This is a genomic window from Paracoccus liaowanqingii (assembly GCF_004683865.2).
GTDB classification, from domain to species: Bacteria; Pseudomonadota; Alphaproteobacteria; order Rhodobacterales; family Rhodobacteraceae; genus Paracoccus; species Paracoccus liaowanqingii.
The window spans coordinates 2,320,011-2,339,168 of record NZ_CP038439.1 but is presented as its reverse complement, the minus strand read 5'-3'; the positions used below and the strand labels follow the sequence as shown (position 1 = coordinate 2,339,168).

General features: G+C 69.3%; 18 protein-coding genes and 1 pseudogene. 5 read left to right on the top strand and 14 right to left on the bottom strand.

Annotation, left to right across the window (positions count from 1 at the left end; genetic code table 11):
* Window positions 1–4: 4 nt before the first annotated feature.
* Entirely contained in the window at window positions 5–1,228 is a 1,224-nt protein-coding gene (locus E4191_RS11255; protein WP_135314442.1) for a biopolymer transporter ExbB, read from the bottom strand.
* A gap of 193 nt (window positions 1,229–1,421) precedes the next feature.
* Window positions 1,422–1,967: a gamma-glutamylcyclotransferase gene (locus tag E4191_RS11250; protein ID WP_135313484.1), complete on the bottom strand. Its 546-nt coding sequence runs from the start codon at window positions 1,965–1,967 to the stop codon at window positions 1,422–1,424.
* 63 nt (window positions 1,968–2,030) lie between these two features.
* Here E4191_RS11250 and E4191_RS11245 point away from each other — a divergent pair, with 63 nt between their 5' ends.
* Window positions 2,031–3,038, top strand: a complete 1,008-nt coding sequence (locus tag E4191_RS11245; RefSeq protein ID WP_135313483.1) for a DUF2125 domain-containing protein — start codon at window positions 2,031–2,033, stop codon at window positions 3,036–3,038.
* 5 nt (window positions 3,039–3,043) lie between these two features.
* Here E4191_RS11245 and E4191_RS11240 read toward each other — a convergent pair whose 3' ends face one another.
* From E4191_RS11240 to E4191_RS11220, 5 genes and pseudogenes are all read right to left on the bottom strand, one after another.
* On the bottom strand, window positions 3,044–3,973 hold the full coding sequence (locus tag E4191_RS11240) for a prephenate/arogenate dehydrogenase family protein (RefSeq protein ID WP_135313482.1): 930 nt from the start codon (window positions 3,971–3,973) through the stop codon (window positions 3,044–3,046).
* A pseudogene (gene hisC / locus E4191_RS11235) lies at window positions 3,970–5,060 on the bottom strand (histidinol-phosphate transaminase). The gene E4191_RS11240 and the pseudogene hisC overlap by 4 nt, the downstream one beginning before the upstream one ends.
* Before the next feature lie 181 nt (window positions 5,061–5,241).
* Window positions 5,242–5,862 carry a 30S ribosomal protein S4 gene (gene rpsD / locus E4191_RS11230; protein WP_135313481.1) on the bottom strand — a complete coding sequence of 207 codons (621 nt, stop codon included), beginning with the start codon at window positions 5,860–5,862 and terminating at the stop codon, window positions 5,242–5,244.
* Window positions 5,863–5,984: 122 nt separating this feature from the next.
* The gene (locus tag E4191_RS11225; RefSeq protein ID WP_135313480.1) at window positions 5,985–6,296 is read right to left on the bottom strand and encodes an ROK family protein; all 312 of its coding nucleotides are present in this window, start codon (window positions 6,294–6,296) and stop codon (window positions 5,985–5,987) included.
* A complete protein-coding gene (locus tag E4191_RS11220) occupies window positions 6,194–7,111 on the bottom strand; it encodes an ROK family transcriptional regulator (RefSeq protein WP_135313479.1) in 918 nt (305 codons plus the stop codon). The genes E4191_RS11225 and E4191_RS11220 overlap by 103 nt, the downstream gene beginning before the upstream one ends.
* Window positions 7,112–7,230: 119 nt before the next feature.
* Between E4191_RS11220 and E4191_RS11215 the strand changes: the two genes are divergently transcribed.
* The 3 genes from E4191_RS11215 (at window position 7,231) to E4191_RS11205 (ending at window position 10,182) form a co-directional block, all read left to right on the top strand.
* Window positions 7,231–8,259 (top strand): sugar ABC transporter substrate-binding protein, encoded by a 1,029-nt coding sequence (locus E4191_RS11215; protein ID WP_135313478.1) that lies wholly within the window; start codon window positions 7,231–7,233, stop codon window positions 8,257–8,259.
* A 97-nt stretch (window positions 8,260–8,356) separates the two neighbouring features.
* Window positions 8,357–9,412 carry an ABC transporter permease gene (locus E4191_RS11210; RefSeq protein WP_135313477.1) on the top strand — a complete coding sequence of 352 codons (1,056 nt, stop codon included), beginning with the start codon at window positions 8,357–8,359 and terminating at the stop codon, window positions 9,410–9,412.
* On the top strand, window positions 9,409–10,182 hold the full coding sequence (locus E4191_RS11205) for an ATP-binding cassette domain-containing protein (protein WP_205965954.1): 774 nt from the start codon (window positions 9,409–9,411) through the stop codon (window positions 10,180–10,182). Before E4191_RS11210 ends, E4191_RS11205 begins: the two co-directional genes overlap by 4 nt.
* 108 nt (window positions 10,183–10,290) lie before the next feature.
* Here E4191_RS11205 and E4191_RS11200 read toward each other — a convergent pair whose 3' ends face one another.
* From E4191_RS11200 to thrS, 5 genes are all read right to left on the bottom strand, one after another.
* Window positions 10,291–11,508, bottom strand: coding sequence for a multidrug effflux MFS transporter (locus E4191_RS11200; protein ID WP_135313475.1), 1,218 nt, complete (start codon window positions 11,506–11,508; stop codon window positions 10,291–10,293).
* Window positions 11,509–11,568: 60 nt separating this feature from the next.
* A complete protein-coding gene (locus tag E4191_RS11195; protein ID WP_135313474.1) occupies window positions 11,569–12,195 on the bottom strand; it encodes a DsbA family oxidoreductase in 627 nt (208 codons plus the stop codon).
* Window positions 12,192–13,673, bottom strand: coding sequence for a class I adenylate-forming enzyme family protein (locus E4191_RS11190; RefSeq protein WP_228461261.1), 1,482 nt, complete (start codon window positions 13,671–13,673; stop codon window positions 12,192–12,194). Before E4191_RS11190 ends, E4191_RS11195 begins: the two co-directional genes overlap by 4 nt.
* A gap of 135 nt (window positions 13,674–13,808) precedes the next feature.
* Window positions 13,809–14,015, bottom strand: a complete 207-nt coding sequence (locus tag E4191_RS11185) for a cold-shock protein (protein WP_135313473.1) — start codon at window positions 14,013–14,015, stop codon at window positions 13,809–13,811.
* A 207-nt stretch (window positions 14,016–14,222) separates the two neighbouring features.
* Entirely contained in the window at window positions 14,223–16,169 is a 1,947-nt protein-coding gene (gene thrS, locus E4191_RS11180) for a threonine--tRNA ligase (RefSeq protein WP_135313472.1), read from the bottom strand.
* Between the two features lie 167 nt (window positions 16,170–16,336).
* Here thrS and E4191_RS11175 point away from each other — a divergent pair, with 167 nt between their 5' ends.
* Entirely contained in the window at window positions 16,337–17,074 is a 738-nt protein-coding gene (locus tag E4191_RS11175; RefSeq protein WP_135313471.1) for an alpha/beta hydrolase, read from the top strand.
* A 3-nt stretch (window positions 17,075–17,077) separates the two neighbouring features.
* Here E4191_RS11175 and E4191_RS11170 read toward each other — a convergent pair whose 3' ends face one another.
* Window positions 17,078–17,551, bottom strand: coding sequence for a pyridoxamine 5'-phosphate oxidase family protein (locus tag E4191_RS11170; protein ID WP_135313470.1), 474 nt, complete (start codon window positions 17,549–17,551; stop codon window positions 17,078–17,080).
* A gap of 88 nt (window positions 17,552–17,639) precedes the next feature.
* Window positions 17,640–18,971, bottom strand: coding sequence for a polyhydroxyalkanoate depolymerase (gene phaZ / locus E4191_RS11165; protein WP_135314440.1), 1,332 nt, complete (start codon window positions 18,969–18,971; stop codon window positions 17,640–17,642).
* Window positions 18,972–19,158: the final 187 nt, after the last annotated feature.

Here is a 19,158-nt window from a genome sequence, read left to right as displayed (position 1 = left end):
CGCCTCAGGCCCCGGACCGGTGCCGGGACGCGCCCTGTGGGGGAAGATCGTCGGGCAGCGCATCGCCGAAGCGCGCGGCCCGCACGGCCCGGGTCAGCACCAGGATGTCCGAACGCAGTTCGGCCAGCATCTCCTCGCGCCCCTCGGTCAGTTCCGAGGCCAGCCGGTCAAGCGCCCCTTCCAGCCGCGAGAAGTCCGGGGCCTGTTGGGCGGCGGGCTGGCGGTCCTGCCCGTCGGCCAGCCGGGTCAGGGCGCGGGTCAGCCGGTCGCCCTCGACCGCCGCCGCCTCGCGTTCGGACTGCGCCTGCTGGACCAGCGCATCGATGGCCTGGGCCATCACCACGACGCGCTCGTCGGCCATCAGCGCGGCCTCGTCCCGCATCACGTCGCGGTCGGTGTGATAGGCCTGCAACCGGTCCATCTGCCCGGCCATCTGTTCCAGAAAGCCCGCCAGCGCCGCCTGGTCGACCCCGTCGCCCTCGCCCCCCGCGATGCTGAGCCGGGTGAAGCCCGACATCCATTCCTCCAGCTCGCGGTAGAAGCGGTTCTGGCCATGCGCCACGAACAGTTCCAGCAGGCCCACGACCAGCGATCCCGCCAGTCCCAGAAGCGAGGAGGAGAAAGCCGTGGCCATGCCGCCCAGCTGTGCCTCCAGCCCGGTCATCAGCTGTTCGAAGATGTCGAGGCTGGTCTGCCCGTCCTGCGGGGCCAGCGCGCGGATCGTCTCGACCACCGCAGGCACGGTGGTCGCCAGCCCGTAGAACGTGCCCAGCAGGCCCAGAAAGATCAGCAGGTTGGCCAGATAGCGGGTGATGTCGCGGATCTCGTCGATGCGGGTCGCCACCGAATCCAGGATCGAGCTGGCCGAGCTGGCGCTGATCGCCCCGCCCGACGGCCCGCGCGACCCCAGAAGCGCAGCCAGCGGCGCCAGCAGGCGCGGCGCGGCGACGGAGTCCCCCTCGGGCCGGGCGGCGTCGCGGCGGCGGGCGGCGAACTGCTCGATCCAGACGACCGAGCGGACCAGCTGCCCCAGCTGCCAGAAACAGGCCAGCACGCCCAAGGCGAAGACCCCCAGGATCAGGCCGTTCAGCCAGGTGTTGGCCATGAAGATCGGCAGGATGCGGCCATAGGCGAACCAGCCCCCCGCCAGCACCAGCCCCAGCACCGTCAGCATCATCAGGATCTGGCGCACCGGCTGCGAGAAGCGCGGCGCGCTGCCCGCGCCCATCAGCGCCTGATCCCGCGTGGCCGAGATGCGCCGGTTGGTCAGGGTCAGCCGCGAGGGCGCCTGCGTGTCGCCATTGGTCGGATCGCTCACGTAAATTCCCGTCCCTTGGATGCTTTGACGGCGACTGTAGGGCGGGGTCCGGTGCTTGCCAAGCATTGCGACACATGCGCGTGATCGCGATGGCGCGCCTGTGTCACCCCTGCCGCGATTGCTGCGCCCGCACCGCCTGCGACAGGGCGTCCAGATGGTCGTCGGCCATGCCGATCTGTGCCAGATGGGCGGCGGTGTTGAACAGGTAGTCGGCATTCGCCCCGCGCCCGCCATGGGCGGCGGCGATGATGCGGGCCTGTTCGTCATGCGGCAGATCGCCCGCATATTGCCAGTGGTCGCGCCGCATCACATAGGCCAGCGCCGACACCCGGCGCCCGTCCTCCAGCGCCAGGGGCAGGATCGTCTCGCGATAGGCGTCGGTGACCAGCTCGCGGTCGCGCAGTTCGGCCAGCACCCGGTCATGGTCGGCGGGCGCGATGCGCAGCGCGACACCTTGGCACAGCGCGCCCTCCTGCGGGTCGAGGCCCAGAACCAGCCCCGGCAGCGCCTCGGTCCCGCGATGCTGGATCGAGCGCAGGCAGAAGCTGCGCGCATAGCCCGCCAGCCGCGCGCGCACCGTCTCGACCGGATCGAAGCCCGGGTTCCAGATCAGCGAGCCATAGCCGAAGACCCAATCGATGCGTTCCATTGCCCGTACCATTCGTTGCCGCCCCAAGGTAGGACAGGTGCGAGGCGGAAAAAAGGGTTGGCGATGCGCAGGGCGGTGATTGGGGCAGGGGTGGCGGTGGCGCTGCTGGCAGGGGCGTGGCTGGGGGCGGAAAGCCTGGCCAGCCGCCGGGTGGCCCAAGCGATCGCCGCCGATCCGGCCCTGCAGGCGACCGAGGTCCGGGCCTTGCGCGACCCGCGCCGGATCGGGATCGAGCTGCGCGGGCTGGACTATCGCGATCCCGCCCTGGGGATCAGCCTGCCTTGGGCGCGACTGTCCCTGCAGCCCCTGTCGCCGCTGACGGCGCGGCTGGACCTGCCCGGCCGGGGCACCATCCTGCAGGGCGGCGACAGCCTGGAGCTGGGCTTGGCGCGGTCCGAGGCCCGCCTGTCGCTGTCGCCCCTGAACCGCATGGCGCCCGACCGCCTGAACCTGCAGGCCGAGGGCGTGACGCTGGACGGCCAGCCCTTGGCTGAAGGGCTCTCGCTGCAGGCGCGGCTGGTGTCCCTGGATGCGGCGGCCCCGGATCTGGCCGGGGCGGCCTATGACCTGCAGCTGTCGCTGGCGGGGCTGCAGACCGATGCCTTGGCGCGGATCGGCCTGGACCCCGGCCCGCTGCCGGGCCCGATCGCGGCAGACGGCCCGCTGCGGCTCTGGCTGGACCGCAGCCCGAGCGTCACCGGGGACACGGCGCCGCAGCTGGTCGGCTGGCAGACTGAGGGCCTGTCGCTCCAGGCCGGAGAGATTGGATTGCGCATCGTCGGCCGCCTGTCGCGCGACGCCCAAGGCCGGGCCGAAGGGCAGCTGGCGCTCTATTCCTCGGATGCGGATGCGATGATCGGCCTGGCGGCGGGGCTGGGCCTGATCCCGGCGCAGGGGCAGTTGCTGCTGCGCGCGGGCCTGTCGCAGCTGGCCCGCGCGCCGATGGACGCCAGCCTGCCCGGCCCCGAGTTCCCAGACCCCGCCGAGGGAGAGCTGCGCCTGCCCATCGTGATGCGCGACGGCCGACTGATGCTGGGCGGCATGGCGATCGGCCCCGCCCCGGCGCTGTAATCGCGCTACTCGGCGGGACGGGCGCCGGGGGTGCGGCCGAAATCCGGGGCCTCGGTATCCTGGCCCGCCTCGATGATGCCGCGACGGATGGCGCGGGTGCGGGTGAAGTAATCGTGCAGCTGCGGGCCGTCGCCCATGCGGATGGCGCGCTGCAGCACGAACAGCTCCTCGGTGAAGCGGCCCAGGATGTCCAGTGTCGCCTCCTTGTTGTGCAGGAACACGTCGCGCCACATGGTCGGGTCGCTGGCCGCGATCCGGGTGAAGTCCCGGAAGCCCGCGGCCGAATACTGGATCACCTCCTCGCCCGAGACGCGGCGCAGATGGTCGGCCACGCCCACCATCGTGTAGGCGATCAGGTGCGGTGCATGGCTGGTCACCGCCAGGACCAGATCGTGATGAGGCGCCTCCATCCGGTCGGTCTTGGCGCCCATCGCGGTGATCAGGGCGTCCAGCCGGGCCAGCGCCGCCGGATCGGTGTCGGGCAGCGGCGTCAGCAGCCACCAGCGATTGGCGAACAGGCTGGCAAAGCCCGCGCGCGGCCCCGAATGCTCGGTCCCGGCCAGCGGATGGCCGGGGATGAAATGCACGCCCGCGGGCAGATGCGGCGCCACCGCGTCGATGACCGACTGCTTGACCGAGCCCACATCGGTGATCGTGGCGCCCTGCGCCAGATGCGGGGCGATCTCGGCCATCACCGCGCCCATGGCGCCCACCGGCACCGCCAGCACGACCAGGTCGGCGCCCGCCACGGCCTCGGCGGCGCTGTCGCAGACGCGGTCGCACAGGTCGATCTCGCGCGCGGTGTCGCGGGTGGCGCGGCTGCGGGCATAGCCCGTGATCTCGCCCGCCAGCCCGCCCTGGCGCATCGCATGGGCCATGGACCCGGCGATCAGCCCCAGCCCGATCAGGGCCACGCGGTCATAGATCGCGCTCATGCCCCGCGCCGCCCTGCCATGAATCGGCCCAGGCAGTCCAGCACGCGACTGACGGCGTCCTCGTCCCCCACGGTGATGCGCAGCGCCTCGGGCAGGCAATAGCCGCCCACGCGGCGCACCAGGATGCCGTCGGCGCGCAGGGCCGCATCGGCGGCGGCGGCGGTGTCGGGGCCGTCGAACCGCGCCAGCACGAAATTGGCGAAGCTCTCGTCGCAGGCCACGCCCATCTGGATCAGCGACTGCCGCATCCGGTCGCGCATCTGCGCATTCAGCGTGGCGCAACGGGCGGTGAAGGCGGTGTCGCGGATCGCGGCCTCGGCGGCGGCCATCTGGGCGTTGGACAGGTTGAAGGGCTGGCGGATGCGGTTCAGCACGTCGATGATCTCGCGCGCCGCATAGCCCCATCCGATCCGCAGCCCGCCCAACCCGTGGATCTTGGAGAAGGTCCGCGTCATAATGACATTGGGATGCCGGTCGACCAGCCCGGCGCCGCCGTCGAAGCCATCCGCGAACTCGGTATAGGCGCCGTCATGGACGAACAGCACCTGCGGCGGCAGCCCGTCCACCAGGTGCTGCAACTCGTCCCCCCCAGCATCGTCCCGGTCGGGTTGGCGGGATTGGCGACGAAGACCACCCGGGTGCGATCCGTGACCGCCGCCAGGATCGCCGCCACATCGACCCGCCGCCCGGCCTCGGGGACGGTGACGGGCGTGGCGCCGACCATCCGCGCCAGGATCGGATACATGGAAAAGCCGTGCTCGGTGGTGATCACCTCGTCGCCCGGCCCGGCAAAGGCCTGCACCACGAATTGCAGCACCTCGTCCGAGCCCACGCCGCAGATGATCCGGTCGGGATCCAGCCCGCAGACCTCGCCGATGGCCGCCCGCAGCCCGGCATGATCGGTCGCCGGATAGCGGTGCAGATCCCCCGCCGCCGCCCGGAACGCCGCCTGCGCCGCCGGGCTGGACCCGAGCGGGTTCTCGTTCGCGGACAGCTTCAGCACATCCGCATGCCCCTCCAGCCGGCTCTCGCCGCTGACATAGAGCGCGATGTCCATGATGCCGGGCTGCACGGGTGTCTGTGTCATGGGGTCCATCCTTTGTCCGGCCCCGTGTATGCGCCGCCCCGCCGCAAGAAAAGCCCCCAAAGCGTCCCCTTCGCCTTGGTCCAAATATCCCGGGGGTCCGGGGGCTGGCCCCCGGCCGTCGCGGGACGCAAAAGGGCCGCATCCGAAGATGCGGCCCCGAAGGCGGTCGATGCGGCGAAGATCAGTTCTTCGCGTAGAATTCGACGACCAGGTTCGGTTCCATCTGCACGGCATAGGGAATGTCGCTCAGCGCCGGGGTGCGCACGAAGGTCGCGGTCATCTTGTTGTGGTCGACTTCCAGGAAGTCGGGCACGTCGCGCTCGGTCAGCGACACGGCTTCCAGCACGATGGCCAGCTGGCGCGAGCGCTCGCGGATGGAGATCACGTCGCCTTCCTTGACACGGTAGGACGCGATGTTCACGCGCTGGCCGTTGACCTGGATATGGCCGTGGTTCACGAACTGGCGGGCGGCCCAGATGGTTGCCACGAATTTCGCGCGATAGACGACGGCGTCCAGGCGGCGCTCCAGCAGACCCACCAGGTTCTCGCCGGTGTCGCCCTTGATGCGCTCGGCCTCGGCATAGATGCGGCGGAACTGCTTCTCGGTCAGGTCGCCGTAATGGCCCTTCAGCTTCTGCTTGGCGCGCAGCTGGGTGCCGAAGTCGGACAGCTTGTTCTTGCGGCGCTGGCCGTGCTGGCCGGGGCCGTATTCGCGGCGGTTGACCGGCGACTTGGCGCGGCCCCAGATGTTCTCGCCCATGCGGCGGTCGAGTTTGTACTTGGCAGACGTGCGTTTGGTCACGGCTGGTCTCCTTCAGATCGTTGCGAAGGGCGTTGTCCTCTGGCCGGGGCCTGACAGGGTTCCCCTTGCGGGGTCCACCAACACCAATGAAGTGGGCGCTTATAGACCGCAGGCGCGGGGTGTCAAGGCCCATCCCTCCGCAGGGGCAGGCCGTCGGGTTGGAAGAAATGCGCCAGCGGCAGTCCGGCGGCGCCCAGGATGCGGGCGCGGCGGCCCAGATCGCCCTCGATCACCTCGGGGCGGTCGATGCCCGCGGCAGGCAGATCGGCCATCGCCCGGCGGGTCGCCTCGGTCAGGCGGGCGCGAGTGGCGGGGGGTACGGCGCCGTCGATCACCACCAGCGGCAGGTCGACCAGCGCCACCGCCGACAGCGCCGTGAAGGCCAGCGCCTGGCCCGCCTGGTCGGCCCAGTCCTGCTCGATCGCGGCCGGCACGTCCCAGCCCGCGTCGTCGGGCGGCAGCGGATGCCCGATCCGCCCCTCCAGCGCCGAGACCGAGGCGCGGTCCAGAAGCTGCCCCCGCCCGGGGATCGGCATGGAGCCGAGCGCGCCCGCGTTCCGCGTCGGCCCATGGCGCAGCGCGCCGTCCAGCACGACCCCGCCCCGGCGAAATGGGCGACATAGATATGGATGAAATCGCGCGGCAGGTCGGTCGCCCCGAAGATCAGCTGCGCCCCGCAGGCGGTCGTGGCGTCATTGTCCATGAAGACCGGATAGGGCAGGTCGCGCGCCAGCCGGGCCCGCAGGTCGATGTCGCGCCAGCCTGCCATCTCGCGGCCCCAGTCCCACAGCCGGTAGGGGGCGGCGATCCCCAGCCCTGCGATGCGCGCCCGCTGGCCGGGCGACAGCGGGGCGGTCAGTGCCTGCAGCCCCTCGTGGGCGAAGGCCAGGATGCGGTCGGGATCGGGATGGGCATGTTCCTGCTGGCGATGCGCGCGCACCTGGCCGGTGAAATCGACCAGCGCCAGTTCGGCCAGGCGCCGCCCGATCTTCAGGCCCAGCAGCCATGCCCCGTCCGGCGCCAGCGCCAGCGGCACCGAGGGCTGGCCTACCTTGCCCCGCACCACCGCCCCCGCGTCCAGGAAGCCGGCCTGCATCAGCTTGCGCGTCAGGTTGGTGATGGCCTGCGGCGACAGCCCCGTCAGGGGGGCCAGCGCGGCACGGGACATCGGTCCCCGTCGTCGGATCAGCGACAGGATCAGCCGCTCGTTCCGGCTGAGCGGGCCGGGCGGCGCATGGTCGTGGGGCATCGGGGCAGTCCTCCTGAAATGTATTAATCAACATGATTGATTTATTGACAAGCCGTCATGCGTGGTGTTTCTGAAGAAAGGGGCGGCCGAGGAACCGCCCGGCTGGAGGAGATTTCACCGTGACCATCACGACCGTATTGCGCGCATCCGTCGCGCTGACCGCGCTTGCCCTGTCGGCAGGCGCAGTGCAGGCGCAAGAGACGACCAGGGCCTGCCTGATCACCAAGACCGACATCAACCCGTTCTTCGTGAAGATGAAGGAAGGTGCCACCGCCAAGGCGCAGGAACTGGGCATCGAGCTGATGACCTTCGCCGGCAAGATCGACGGCGACCACGAGACCCAGCAGCAGGCCGTCGAAAGCTGCATCGCGGCGGGCGTCAAGGGGATCATGATCACAGCCTCGGACACGAAGGCCATCACCGATTCGCTTGGCCAGGCGCGTGAGGCGGGCATCCTGGTCATCGCGCTGGACACGCCGCTGGATCCGATCAACGCCGCCGACGCGACCTTCGCCACCGACAACCGCGAGGCCGGACGCCTGATCGGCGCATGGGCCGCAGGCCAGATGGGCGACGCCGCCGCCGATGCCAAGATCGCGATGCTGGACCTGTCGGCCAGCGCGCCCTCGGTCGACGTGCTGCGCAACCAGGGCTTCCTGGAGGGCTTCGGCATCGACGTGGCCGACGAGAATGTCATCGGCGACGAGGATGACGCCCGCGTGGTCGGCAACGAGGTCACCTCGGGCAACGAGGAGGGCGGGCGTCAGGCGATGGAGGCCCTGCTGCAGATCGATCCGGGCATCAACCTGATCTATACGATCAACGAGCCCGCCGCCGCCGGCGCCTACGAGGCGCTGCGGTCCTTCGGCATGGAGGAGAACGCGCTGATCGTGTCGATCGACGGCGGCTGCCCGGGCGTCCAGAACGTCCAGGACGGCGTGATCGGCGCCACCGCGCAGCAGTATCCGCTGCTGATGGCCTCGATGGGGATCGAGGCGATCGCCGCCTTCGCCGCCGACGGCACCATGCCCGAGGCGACCGAGGGGCTGGACTTCACCAATACCGGCGTGAACCTGGTCACCGACGATGCGGTCGAGGGCGTGACCTCGATCAGCGTCGCCGACGGGCTGGAGCAGTGCTGGGGCTGATCCCCCCGGCGGCCGCCCGGCTGACGGGCGGCCTTGGCCGAACCGGCGACGGCGGGCGATCCGCCGTCGCGCTTCCCGACATCCCACGGAGACCCCGATGTCAGACACCCCAGATCCCGTGGTCGAGCGCCGCTCCTCGGAGGCGGTCGCGCAATTCGACCACCGCCACCGCAGCGCGCTGGACCGGGTGCAGCATTTCCTGCACCAGTATCCCACCATGGTGCCGGTCATCGTGCTGGTGCTGTCGCTGATCGCCTTCGGGCTGATCTCTCCGAACTTCTTCTCGGCCTTCAACCTGTCGCTGGTGCTGCAGCAGGTCGCGGTCGTGGGCACGCTGGCCGCCGCGCAGTCGCTGGTGATCCTGACGGCGGGGATCGATCTGTCGGTCGGCGCGGTCATGGTGCTGATCTCGGTCGTGATGGGGCAGCTGGCGGTCAACTTCGGCATCCCGGTGCCCATCGCGATCTTCGTGGGCCTGGCCTTCGGGGCTGCCACGGGCGCGCTGAACGGCTGGCTGGTCACGCGGCTGAAGCTGCCGCCCTTCATCACCACGCTTGGCACCTGGAACATTTTCCTGGCGCTGAACTACTATCTGTCGGGGCGCGAGACGATCCGCAGCCAGACCCTGGACACCGACGCGCCGCTGCTGAAGTTCTTCGGCACGCGCTTCGAGGTCGGCGGCGCGGTCCTGACCTATGGCGTCATCCTGATGGTCGTGGTCTTCGCCGTGCTTTATTACGCGCTCTACAAGACGGCCTGGGGCCGGCGGGTCTATGCGGTGGGCGACGATCCGGAATCGGCGGCGCTGGCGGGCATCCAGACCAAGCGCGTGCTGATGTCGGTCTATGTCGTGTCGGGCATGATCTGCGCGCTGGCCGCCTGGTCCTCCATCGGCCGCGTGGGCTCGATCAGCCCGACCTCGTTCTTCGAGGCGAACCTGGAATCGATCACCGCGGTGGTCATCGGGGGGATCTCGCTGTTCGGCGGGCGAGGGTCGATCCTGGGGCCGCTAATCGGGGCGCTGATCGTGGGCGTCTTCAACTCGGGCCTGCGGCTGGCGGGGGTGGACGTGCTGTGGCAGCTGTTCGCGACCGGCTGGCTGATCATCTTCGCCGTCGCCATCGACCAATGGATCCGAAAGGTGTCGTCATGACCGAGCCGCTTCTGTCCGCCCGCAACCTGGTCAAGCGCTATGGCCGCGTGACCGCCATGGACCATGCCGATTTCGACCTCTATCCCGGAGAGATCCTGGCCGTCATCGGCGACAACGGCGCCGGCAAGTCCAGCCTGATCAAGGCCATCTCGGGCGCGGTGAAGCCCGATGCCGGCGAGATCCGGCTGGACGGCCAGCCCGTCAGCTTCTCCAGCACGCTGGATGCCCGCAAGATGGGGATCGAGACGGTCTACCAGACGCTGGCCCTGTCGCCCGCCCTGTCGATCTCGGACAACATGTTCATGGGGCGCGAGATCCGGAAGCCCGGCTTCATGGGCAAGTGGCTGGGCATGCTGGACAAGACCGCGATGGACGATTTCGCCCGCGCCAAGCTGACCGAGCTGGGGCTGATGACGATCCAGAACATCAACCAGCCGGTCGAGACCCTGTCGGGCGGCCAGCGCCAGGGCGTGGCCGTCGCCCGCGCCGCCGCCTTCGGCAGCCGCGTGATTATCCTGGACGAGCCGACCGCCGCGCTTGGCGTGAAGGAAAGCCGCCGGGTTCTGGACCTGATCCAGGACGTGCGCTCGCGCGGCATCCCGATCGTGCTGATCAGCCACAACATGCCGCATGTCTTCGAGGTGGCCGACCGCATCCACATCCACCGGCTTGGAAAGCGGCTCTGCGTGATCGACCCCAAGGAGCATTCGATGTCGGATGCGGTGTCCTACATGACCGGGGCGCGGGTGCCGGAGGGCGTGGCGGCCTGACATGCGTCCCGCGACGGCGGGGGCCAGCCCCCGCACCCCCGGGATATTTGCACCAAGATGAAGGGCGGGCGGGTCTTTCGGGATCCCGCCCGTGTTAGTCTTCTTGGATCATTCGTCGAGATTGCGCATCAGGTACCAGGCGAGGGCCGAGCAGAGGAGCGTGGCGGTGATCGCGGGGATGGCGGTGCCGTTGTAGAGCAGGCCCACGGGGGCGGCGATCAGGACGGCGGCCAGGGTCGAGATGGCGGCGATGATCGAGGCCGCCATGCCCGCGATATGGCCCATCCGCTGCAGGGCCAGCGCGTTCAGGTTACCGAAGGTCACGCCCGCCATGAAGAAGACACTGGTCGCCCAGAAGAAGAAGGCCGGAAAGCGCAGGGCCTGGGGCAGGATGTCCATCAGAAGCGCCACCAGCACGACGGCCGACACGATGGTCTGCATCACATAGGCCCATTTGGCGATGCGGCGCATGCCGAAGCGGATCACGAAGGTCGCGTTCAGGATCGTGCCCGACCCGGACAGCAGCGCCATCGCCGCGAACCAGAGGTGGAAGTTCTCGCCCTTGCCGTAGGTCTCGCCGAAGAGCTGCTGGGCCGAGGACAGGAGCCCGAACATCTGCCCGAAGCCGAGCGTCAGGATCAGCGTGGCCAGCATCACCTGGCGGTCCGACAGGACCTCGCGCGCCGAGGAATAGAGGGTCGTCAGGCGCAGCGGGCGGCGCTTTTCGCGGGGCAGCGTCTCGGCCTGGCGGATGTTCAGCCACAGCGCGCCGACGACGGCGAAGGCGATGAAGGCCAGGAAGACGCCGTGCCAGTCGGAGATGGCGATGATGCCCGCGCCAAGCGTGGGGGCGACTGCCGGGATCATGATGAAGATCATCATCACGAAGCTGGTGATGCGCGCCATCTCGCGCCCCTCGTAGAGGTCGCGGACCAGCGCCAGCCCCACGATGCGCGGTCCGGCCGCGCCCAGGCCCTGCACGAAGCGGGCGATCAGCAGGAATTCCAGCGAATCGGCGTAAAGGGCGGCGATCGTGGCGGCGATGTAGATGCCGAAGCCGATCGTGATGGTCCGCTTGCGCCCGATCGCGTCCGAGATCGGGCCCGCGAACAGCGTGCCCAGCCCCATGCCCGCCACGAAGGAGGTCAGGATCAACTGCGCCCGGTTCACGTTGTCCGGGGTCAGGTCGGCGGCGATGTCGGGCAGGGCCGGCAGCATCGCGTCGATGGAGAAGGCGATCGTCGCGAAGAGGAACGCCAGCATGGCGATGAATTCGGGAAGCGGCAGGCGACGCGGCGGCGCGGCCTCATAGGGCATATCGGTCATGGGGATCGCCTGTGGGGTTCAGCTTCGGTAGTTAGGCTCAACTTGCACAGTGTGCAAGTATCACGACCGGGAGGCTGCCATGATCTCGTCGATGACCTGCTGCCACAGCTCCGCGGGCTGGGCGCCAGTCAGCGCATGGGCGTCGGCGACGATGAAGGTCGGGACCGAGGCGATACCGCGCTGGCGGGCATGGGCCTCGCGCCGGGCGATCTCGTCGCGGTCGGCGTCGCTGGCCAGAAGGCGCGCGGTCAGGGCGGGGTCCATGCCCGCCGCCTGCGCGATGGCGGCCAGGGTGGCGGGGTCCGAGATGTCGCGCGCCTCCTGCCAATGGGCGCGCAGCAGGCCCGACATGACCGGGGCCTGCGCGCCCTCGAGGCCCGCCCAGTGCATCAAGCGGTGCGCGTCGGTCGTGTCGGGCTCGCGCGGCGCGGGGTCCAGGACCAGTCCCAGATCGGCGGCGCGCTTGGCCAGGGCCTTGCCCGCCGCCTCGGCCCCGTCGCCCAGCTTGGCGCGCAGATAGGCGACGCGGTCCATCCCCTCGGGCGGCATCTGCGGGTTCAGGCGGAACGGATGCCAGGTGATCGCGAAGGGATGGTCGGGGCGGCGCGCCAGCGCCCGGTCCAGCTCGACCTGGCCGATCAGGCACCAGGGGCAGACGGGATCGGCGAAGATGTCGAGACGCGTCATGAGCGGTCCTTGCGATGCGCCTCGCGCAGGGCGCGGCGGTTGATCTTGCCGGTGGGCGTGCGCGGCAGGGCGGCAAGCCGGATCCAGGCGCGGGGCTGCTTGTAGCGGGCCAGCGCCTCCTCGGCCAGAGCCTGCAGCTGCGCCTCGGTCGCGGGTCCGGTCCAGAAGGCGGCGATGATGCTGGCGCCGGGGCCGACGGGCAGCTCGGCCACCGCGACATCGCCGGCGCCGGGATGGGTGGCCAGCAGCTCCTCGATCTCGGGCGGGGCGACGCGGAAGCCGCCCGCGTTCATGATGTCGTCGGAGCGGCCCAGCAGGGTGATGGCGCCGCCGGCCTCGGCCTGCGCCTGATCACCGGTCAGGAACCAGTCGCCGCGATGGCAGGCGGCGGTGGCGGGCGCGTCGTCCAGATAGCCCAGGAACAGCCCCGGATCGTCGCGCCGGACCGCCAGCGCGCCGGGCTGTCCCGGGGGCAGGGGCCCGTCCTCGCCCAGGACCGCGACGTGGCGGCCGGGCTGGGGAAAGCCCGCCGTGCCCGGCGGCGCGGGGCGGGCGGGGCTGCTCGAAAGGAAGGTCGAGATCTCGGACGCGCCCATCGCCTCGTGGATGTCGGTGCCGGTCCTCGCCGTCCAGGCGGCGCGCAGCGTGGGGTCCAGACGCTCGCCGGCGGCCAGCGCATGGCGCAGCGTCGGGATCGGGGGCCAGTCGGCGCGCAGGAGGCGGCGGAAGATGCCCGGCGCGCCTGCCAGGATCGTGGCGCCGTGGCGCGCGGCCAGATGCGGGATCCGCTCGATCGGGGTGCCCTCGGCCGGGATCATGGCGGTGGCGCCGATCGTCCAGGGGTCCATCAGACCGGTGCCGAGGGTGAAGGTCCAGTTGAACGCCCCGGCATGCAGCAGCCGGTCGCTGCAGTGCAACCCGTACCACCCCTCCATCATCATCCCGCGCGCCAGGATCGCGCGATGGGCGTGCATGACGGCGCGGGGCTGGCCCGAACTGCCCGAGGTGAAGACGATGTAGGCCAGCCGGTCGGGATCGCCCTGCGCGAAGGCGGCGGGCGGCAGGTCGGCAAAGCCGGCCAGCGCGGCCTCGGTCAGCACGTGGGCGGGATGATCGGGCAGGGGCACGCCCGCCCCGGCCAGGATCAGCGCGGGGGCCAGCCGGGCGGCGATCCTGGTCACCTCGGGCGCGGTCAGCTGCGCCGAGGTCGGCACCGGCACGATGCCCGCCGCGATGGCGCCCAGATAGGCGATGGGAAAGGCTGGGCGGTTGCCGACCCGCATCAGCAGCCGGTCTCCAGGCTGCAGGCCCGCCTGCAGCAGACCGGTCGCCGTGCCCAGGACCGCGCGCCGCAGCGCCGCATGGGTCCAGTCTTCGGACCCGTCCGGCCCTAGGACCGACAGCGCCAGCTTGTCGGGCAGGTCCCCCCCTGCCGCCAGCACATGCTCTGCCAGGTTCATCGCGCGCCTTGTCGTCATGAGCATATCCTTGGGGGGTGCGTCCCTAGACCGGGGACCGGCTGTCGCCAGACCGAAAGGCCGCCATATCGAAGGACGGGGCCATGAAAAAACGGCCCGCCTGCACGGGCCGTCCGTTGCCGTCCCGATCCGGGGTCAGAGCGGGCGCAGGTCGCTGGCCGAGGCCCGCCCGTCGCGGCCTGACTGCAATTCATAGCCGATCTTCTGGTTGTCCTGCAGGCCCGTCAGGCCCGCGCGTTCGACGGCCGAGATATGCACGAACACATCCTTGCCGCCGTCATCGGGTGCGATGAACCCATAGCCCTTGGTGGAATTGAACCACTTCACCGTACCGGTCGCCATAACCGTTCTCTCCTTCAAGTCCTCCGGGCGCAGGATTGCGTCCGGCCGTGCAGCCCGCTTTCGGTCTTCCGGCTGCCCGTCAAAAGGGAGGCGGTAGAAAGTCTTTGCTCACAGTCTCGAGAGGATGCCCGATTCGCCTCAAAAGGCAAGAAAAACCGCGCGCAGGGCAGGGCCCGCGCGCGGTTGTCGCAGCGTGCTGCGGACGGGTCAGCGCAGGTCGGGCGGCGTCGCCTCAACGGCCAGTTGAGCGACCGCCTCGGCCAGGGTCAGGGTGCGGCTGCCCTGCGCATCGAGACGGCGCAGCGAGACGGTGCGCTCCTCGACCTCCTTCATGCCGATGGCCAGGATCGCGGGCACGCGGCCCACGGAATGCTCGCGCACCTTGTAGTTGATCTTCTCGTTGCGGGTGTCCGCCTCGGCCCGCAGGCCGGCGGCGCGCAGGGCGTCCACGACCTCGGCCACATAGCCGTCCGCATCCGAGACGATCGAGGCCACCACGACCTGGCGCGGCGCCAGCCACAGGGGCAGCTTGCCCGCCGAGTTCTCGATCAGGATGCCGATGAAGCGCTCGAAACTGCCCAGGACGGCGCGGTGCAGCATGATGGGGCGGTGCTTGCCACCGTCGGGGCCGACATATTCGGCGTCCAGACGCTCGGGCAGGTTGGGATCGACCTGCAGCGTGCCGCATTGCCAGTCCCGCCCGATCGCGTCGCGCAGCACGAATTCCAGCTTGGGGCCGTAGAAGGCGCCCTCGCCGGGGAACAGCTCGTAGGCGTGGCCCGCGGCCTTGCAGGCATTGCCAAGCGCGGCCTCGACCCGGTCCCAGCTCTCGTCCGTGCCGATGCGCTTCTCGGGGCGGGTGGACAGCTTGATGCGCCATTGATCGAAGCCCAGATCGGCATAGATGCCCGACAGGAAGTCGATGAACTTCTTGGATTCCGCCTCGATCTGGTCCTCGGTGCAGAAGATGTGCCCGTCATCCTGGGTGAAGCCGCGCACGCGCATGATCCCGTGCAGCGCGCCCGAGGGCTCGTAGCGGTTGCAGGACCCGAACTCGGCCATGCGCAGGGGCAGATCGCGATAGGACTTCAGGCCGTGGTTGAAGACCTGCACATGGCAGGGGCAGTTCATGGGTTTGAGCGCATTGACCGTCTTGGTCTTGGCGTGATCCTCGTCCACTTCGACGATGAACATGTTCTCTTGGTAATTGTCCCAGTGGCCGGATTCTTCCCACAGCTTGCGGTTCACGACCTGCGGGGTGTTCACCTCGACATAGCCGTCGGCGCGCTGCTTGCGGCGCATGTAATCCTGCAGCGCGACATAGATGTTCCAGCCGTTCGGATGCCAGAAGACCTGTCCCGGCGCCTCTTCCTGCATGTGGAACAGGTCCATCTCGCGGCCGAGCTTGCGGTGGTCGCGCTTGGCAGCCTCCTCCAGCATGGTCATGTGGGCCTTGAGGTCGTCGCGGTTGCGGAAGGCCACGCCATAGATGCGCTGCAGCATCGGGCGCGAGGCGTCGCCCAGCCAATAGGCGCCCGCGATATGGGTCAGCTTAAAGGCGTCGGCGGGCAACTGGCCCGTCGTCTGCAGGTGCGGGCCGCGGCACAGGTCCTGCCAGTCGCCATGCCAGTACATGCGTAGGTCCTGACCCTCGGGGATGCGGTCGATCAGCTCCAGCTTGAAGGGCTCGCCCGCCGCCTCGTAATGGGCGATGGCGCGGGCGCGGTCCCAGATCTCGGTGCGGACGGGCTCGCGGGCGTTGATGATCTCCTTCATCTTCGCCTCGATGGCGGCCAGATCGTCGGGGGTGAAGGGTTCGGCGCGGTCGAAGTCGTAGAACCAGCCGTAATCGCGCACCGGGCCGATGGTGACCTTCACATCCGGCCAGATCGCCTGCACGGCGCGGGCCATGACATGGGCGAAATCGTGGCGGATCAGCTCCAGCGCCTGCGCCTCGTCCTTCATCGAGTGGATGGCGATCTGACCGCTGGCGGCGATGGGCCAGGCCAGGTCGATATGCTGGCCGTCGATGCTGGCCGAGATGGCGCGCTTGGCCAGGCTGGGCGCGATGCTTTCCGCGACCTCGGCCGCCGTCACGCCGGCGGGATAGTCGCGCGCATTGCCATCGGGAAAGGTCAGGGTGATCTGGGACATCAAGGTCCTCCTCGTCGGTCTGGCGCCCACGGAACGCCCGGTTGCAAGTGTCGGTCGGCGGCAGGCATGACCGCCGCCGCCGTCGCTGTCAAGCGGCGCAGGCTTGCCGCGGCGCGGCGGGGGCGGCACTGTGGGCGCGATCGCTTGCAGGCAGGGAGACCACGCGCATGACCGAATTTCTGGACACGGCCTCGGGGCGGCGTCTCGCCTATGACCGGCTGGCGGGGCAGGGGCCGGGCGTGGTCTTTCTGGGCGGGTTCCGGTCCGACATGGGGGGAAGCAAGGCCGTGCATCTGCGCAACTGGGCGCAGGAGACGGGCCGGGCCTTCCTGCGCTTCGACTATTCGGGGCATGGCGACAGCGCGGGGATGTTCGAGGAGGGCTGCATCGGGGACTGGGCCGAGGATGCCCGCGCCGCGATCGAGGCGCTGACTGACGGGCCGCAGGTGCTGGTCGGATCGTCCATGGGCGGCTGGATCAGCCTGCTGATGGCGCGCGACCTGCCGCATCGCATCGCAGCCCTCGTCACCATCGCCGCCGCCCCCGATTTCACCGAGCGCGGATTCTGGGCCGGGTTCACGGCTGACCAGCGCGCGGCGCTGACGGCGAAGGGCCGGGTCGAGATGCCGAGCGAGTACGGCACGCCGCTGGTGCTGACGCGCCGCCTGATCGAGGACGGGCGCGATCACCTGATCCTCGACCGACCCCTGTCCCTGCCGTTCCCGGTGCGGATGCTGCAGGGCACGGCGGATGCGGATGTGCCGATGTCCTGGGCGCTGGATCTTCTGGACCATGCCGAGGGCGAGGATCTGCGGCTGACCCTGGTGAAGGGGGCCGACCACCGCTTCTCCTCGCCCGACTGCCTGGACCTGATCGTCGCGACGATCAAGGGGCTTTCGGCCTAGGCGTCAGAAGGTCAGGGTGTAATGCTTGCCCATGTCCGGCTTGTCGCCGGTGACCTTGGACTTGGCGATCTGGAACATGAAGGACAGGCTGCCGCCGGTCGCCCAGACCTCGGCCTCGGTCAGGTCCATGCGCAGCAGCTGCACGTCGGGGTCCTGCTTGCCGTCCTCGAACCAGCTGGAGGCGATGGCGTTCCACAACTCGTCCAGCTTGGCACGATCGTCGGACAGCGACAGCGTGCCGTGGATGCGGGCATAGAGACCCTTGCCGCCGTCGCTGACCACGTGGATGGCGGGTTGGGCGCCGGTGGCGGCGGTCTGCGCCAGATCGGTGCCTTTGGCAGTGATGAACCACAGGATGCCCGCGTCGCGGTCGGCATAATGGGACATCGGTACCAGGCGCGCATGGTCGGTCGTGCCCAGCATGCCGCTGTTGGTGTCGTCGAGGCGGCCCCAGAACTGGTCGGCGTGATCGGTCATCGCATGGTCCTTTCCTGCCGCGTCAGGCGGCGTTCAAGTCCATAACGAGGCCGTGCGGGGGCGGGTTCCGCCCCCGTCGCGCCGTCCCTCAGACGGCCATCTTGCCGCTTTCCAGCGGATCGCTCAGGCCGCAATCGGCCTCGGTCCCGCCGGGCTTGCGGCGGCGCTTGGGCTTGACGCTGTCGGGCAGGGCGGCGTTGTCGTCGATGAAATCGAGGACCAGGGGGCGGATGTTCAGCCGCCAGGACTTGCCCGCGAAGATGCCGTAATGGCCCGCGCCTGGTTCCAGGTGCTGGACCTTCTTCTCGGCGGGCACGCCGGTGCACAGGTCCAGTGCCGCGACGCATTGGCCGGGGGCCGAGATGTCATCATTGGCGCCCTCGACCGTCATCACGGCGACATCGGTGATCTTGCCGATATCGACCGGCCGCCCCTCGACCGAGAAGCGGTTCTTGGCGATTTCCAGGTTCTTGAAGATGCGCTCGACCGTCGACAGGTAGAACTCGGCCGTCATGTCCATCACGGCCAGATATTCGTCGTAGAACTTGTTGTGCTTGTCGGCCTCGGTCGCGGTGCCGCGCGCCTCGGCAAAGATCTGGTTCATGAAGGCCTTGGAATGCGTCTCCATGTTCATCGAGATGAAGCTGGAAAGCTGCGCGAGGCCCGGATAGACCATCCGCCCGGCGCCGCGATACTTGAAGCCCACGGACTGGATGGCCAGGTGCTCCAGCTCGCCCATGGTGATGCGGTTGCCGAAGTCGGTGACCTCGGTCGCGGCGGCATCTGGATCGACCGGGCCCCCGATCAGGGTCAGGGTCCGGGGCTGCGCCTTGGGGTCTTCCTCGGCCAGGATGGCGGTCGCGGCCAGGGCCAGCGGCGCGGGCTGGCAGACGGCGATCACGTTCACATCGGGGCCCAGATGGCGGATGAAGTCGACCAGGTACTGGGTGTAATCCTCGACGTCGAACTTGCCCTCGCTGACCGGGATGTCGCGGGCATTGTGCCAGTCGGTCACGTAAAGCTCGCAGTCGTTGAGCAGCGAGGTCACGGTGGACCGCATCAGCGTCGCGTAATGGCCCGACATGGGGGCGACCAGCAGCACCTTGCGGGGCAGGGGTTCGCGGCGGGCGACGCGGAAATGGATCAGGTCGCCGAAGGCACGGCGCATCACGGGTTCGACATAGACCACGTGGTCCTGCCCGTCATCGCCGATGATCGGCGGCAGTTCCCAGTCCGGCTTCAGCACCATGCGCGAGAAGCTGCGTTCCGTGACGCGGCCCCATGCGCTGAGCAGATGGAAGGCCGGATGCGGGATCAACGCGAACATCGGGTAGGACCCCATCGCCTTGGCGGTGGCCCCCATCCATTCGTTCGTGTTCCGAATCGTTTCCATCGCGTCGTAGGACACGATGCCCCTCAGACCCTTGCTCGGCATAACACCCACCTTTTGCTGCACTGCGGCATGATCTGCGCGAGGTGACCGGGCTTGAACAGGGAGAAAAGCCGGGTTTACGCCTTGCCTGCCCTGCGCATATCATGGGGCATACCTAGGGGGGAAAACGGATTATGGCAAGGCAACCGGAGGTGACCGATAAAAATGTTGCCAG